Origin of the sequence: Pseudomonas sp. YuFO20, from assembly GCF_035064975.1 — a bacterium.
GTDB classification, from domain to species: domain Bacteria; phylum Pseudomonadota; class Gammaproteobacteria; order Pseudomonadales; family Pseudomonadaceae; genus Aquipseudomonas; species Aquipseudomonas putida_AE.
On the sequence record NZ_JAXDEO010000132.1, the window covers coordinates 1 to 2550 of the forward strand.

A 2550-nucleotide genomic window follows, 5' to 3' on the forward strand; every position below is an offset into this window, starting at 1 on the left:
CCAGCGCGATCTTGTGCCCGAAGGCTCAGCCATTAGCAAAGCACTTGATTACAGCCTGAAGCGCTGGGCAGCGCTGTCGCGCTACCTTGATGACGGGGCTGTACCCATAGACAACAATTGGGCCGAGGTGCGACACGAAGTCGCTTAATGAAGTTGTTCCCCCCTGCGGGAACCACCCGTGTCACCGGGTGAATCTAGAAGGCTGAATCAAGAGCGCCTTCGACAATGGAACGAGGCACTGCAAGGTGCGGGGTATCAATCGTGAGAGGCGTACTCTTCTGGCAGCCATAGCCGGACAAGGACTAGATAGTCGGTATGGTGAACGCATGTGAATCTGCGCAACGATCGTTAAGTTGAACGAGCGGAAATGGCTTACACGCTCGAACCAAAACGGTAATGGAGGTGGGAATAGCGTCTTTCGACTACGCGTTCGTGACCCACATGCCTCCCGGTCGATAGCAGGCACCTAACCCGACGTACTTCAGTAGGCGGAACGTGGAAATCCCGTATCGCTCCCATTGGGAAAGCAGTTTGCAAAAACTGCCCATGGTGGTGCGGGCGAAGGAACGAGGAAAAAGCGAACGCCGTCCTGTAATGGGTTGGATAGAGGTTGAAACATCACTTCACGCGAAAGCGGGCAGACGTCCTCATGGTCTCTCTTCACACGAGAGTAGGTAGAACCCTTTCAACGGAAGGAGAGCAAATGAACGCAGCAACATTGGCGTGTGCACCTTCCGGCACGTCGTGGGACGGCATCGATTGGATCGCCGTACAACGTCGTGTCAAAGGGCTGCAAGCGCGTATTGTGAAGGCTGTACAAGACGGCAGGCATAACAAGGCGAGAGCCTTGCATTGGCTGCTGACTCACTCGTTCAGCGGCAAAGCTCTAGCCGTGAAACGTGTGTCTGAAAACAAAGGCAAAAATACCCCCGGTGTGGACAAGGTCACTTGGAATACGCCTAGGGCCAAGATCGGTGCGATAGAGTCGTTGAAGCGGCGAGGCTACTCGCCGCTTCCGCTTCGGAGAATCCTCATTCCGAAGAAAAACGGTAAGACGAGACCTCTCGGAATTCCCGCGATGAAATGCCGGGCCATGCAGGCGCTTCATTTGCTGGCGCTGGAACCGATAGCGGAAACCACCGCCGACCTGAACTCTTATGGATTCAGGCCGGAACGCTCAACTGCGGATGCCGCCGCACAGTGCTTTGGTGTGCTGTCACGAAAAGCAAACGCGGAGTGGGTGTTAGAGGGCGACATTCAAGGCTGTTTCGACAATATTAGCCATGACTGGTTGATCGCCAACATTCCCATGGATAAGGCGATTTTGCAGAAATGGCTCCAGGCTGGTTATGTCTACCAGAATCAACTGTTCCCCAGCCACGCCGGAACCCCGCAGGGAGGCATCATATCCCCGGTGTTGGCGAACATGACGCTGGATGGGTTGGAAACGATGCTGGCGAAGAAATTTCCCAACGCGAAGTGGACAGCCCGAAAAATGCGCGTGGTGCGCTATGCAGATGACTTCATCATCACAGGCTGTTCGAAAGAGTGGCTGGAGAATGAAGTCAGGCCCGCTGTGGTTGATTTCTTGGCAGAGCGTGGACTTGTCCTCTCTCCAGAAAAAACCAAAGTAACGCACATAGGGGACGGGTTCGACTTCCTCGGATGGAACCTGCGCAAGTACAACGGCAAGCTCCTGATCAAGCCGTCCAAGGCGAACATCGGGGCTCTACTTGCCAAGCTGCGAGAGTTGATCAAGACCAACAAAACGATACGGCAGGCTAACTTGATAGGTTTGCTCAACCCGGTTTTACGGGGCTGGGCGAACTATCACAGTCATGTCGTCGCCAAGAAGGTCTTCAATCAGGTGGACAGCGCAGTGTGGGGAATGCTCTGGCGATGGGCGGTACGCCGCCACCCTCGCAAGACACGCCGATGGGTGAAGGATCGGTATTTCAAAGTACAAGGGGCGCGTCGATGGGTATTCTCATGTGCTGAAAAATCCGCCGATGGTCGGAAGCGTCAGTACACGTTATTGGACGCCTCGGACACGCCAATTGTGCGACATATCAAGATCAAGGCTGCTGCCAACCCTCACGACCCTGAATGGGATGAGTACTTCGAATCCCGATGGGGCAAAAGAATGCTTATCTCCCCAAAGGGTCGAGCCAAGCTGTATCGGGTGTGGCTACAGCAAGGTGGCCGCTGCTGCGCATGCCTTAAACCGGTCACCAAAGACACACCATGGCATAGCCGCCATGTTGTGAAGCTGAGTCACGGTGGGACGGATGCGGCCGCCAATCTTGAGATCTACCACCTGCGGTGCCCAAGGGATGTGCAATTTGCCAACGTCGACGATGTACAACCGGGTGCCCAATAGCGCCTTAGTAGAGGCTTGAGCCGTGTGCTGGGAAACTCGCATGCACGGTTCTTAGGGGGTTGGACGCGGGCAACCGCGTCTGACTACCCGACAACCAGATCCGACCATGGGCTCTTGGACGTAAGAACTGGCTCTTCGCAGGCTCGCTACGCAGCGGAAAACGGGCGGCT

General features: G+C 55.4%; 1 protein-coding gene and 2 pseudogenes. All 3 read left to right on the forward strand.

Annotated elements, in window-relative coordinates:
* Nucleotides 1–127, forward strand: a pseudogene (locus tag SOP85_RS30855) (IS66 family transposase); the annotation flags it as partial.
* 576 nt (nt 128–703) lie between these two features.
* Nucleotides 704–2380, forward strand: coding sequence for a group II intron reverse transcriptase/maturase (gene ltrA, locus SOP85_RS30860; RefSeq protein WP_323629385.1), 1677 nt, complete (start codon nt 704–706; stop codon nt 2378–2380).
* 89 nt (nt 2381–2469) lie between these two features.
* Nucleotides 2470–2550, forward strand: a pseudogene (locus SOP85_RS30865) (IS66 family transposase); the annotation flags it as partial.

Bases quoted from the DNA above. Each gene is read 5' to 3' on its own strand.
- ltrA (WP_323629385.1), top strand. From the start codon at position 704: ATGAACGCAGCAACATTGGCGTGTGCACCTTCCGGCACGTCGTGGGAC.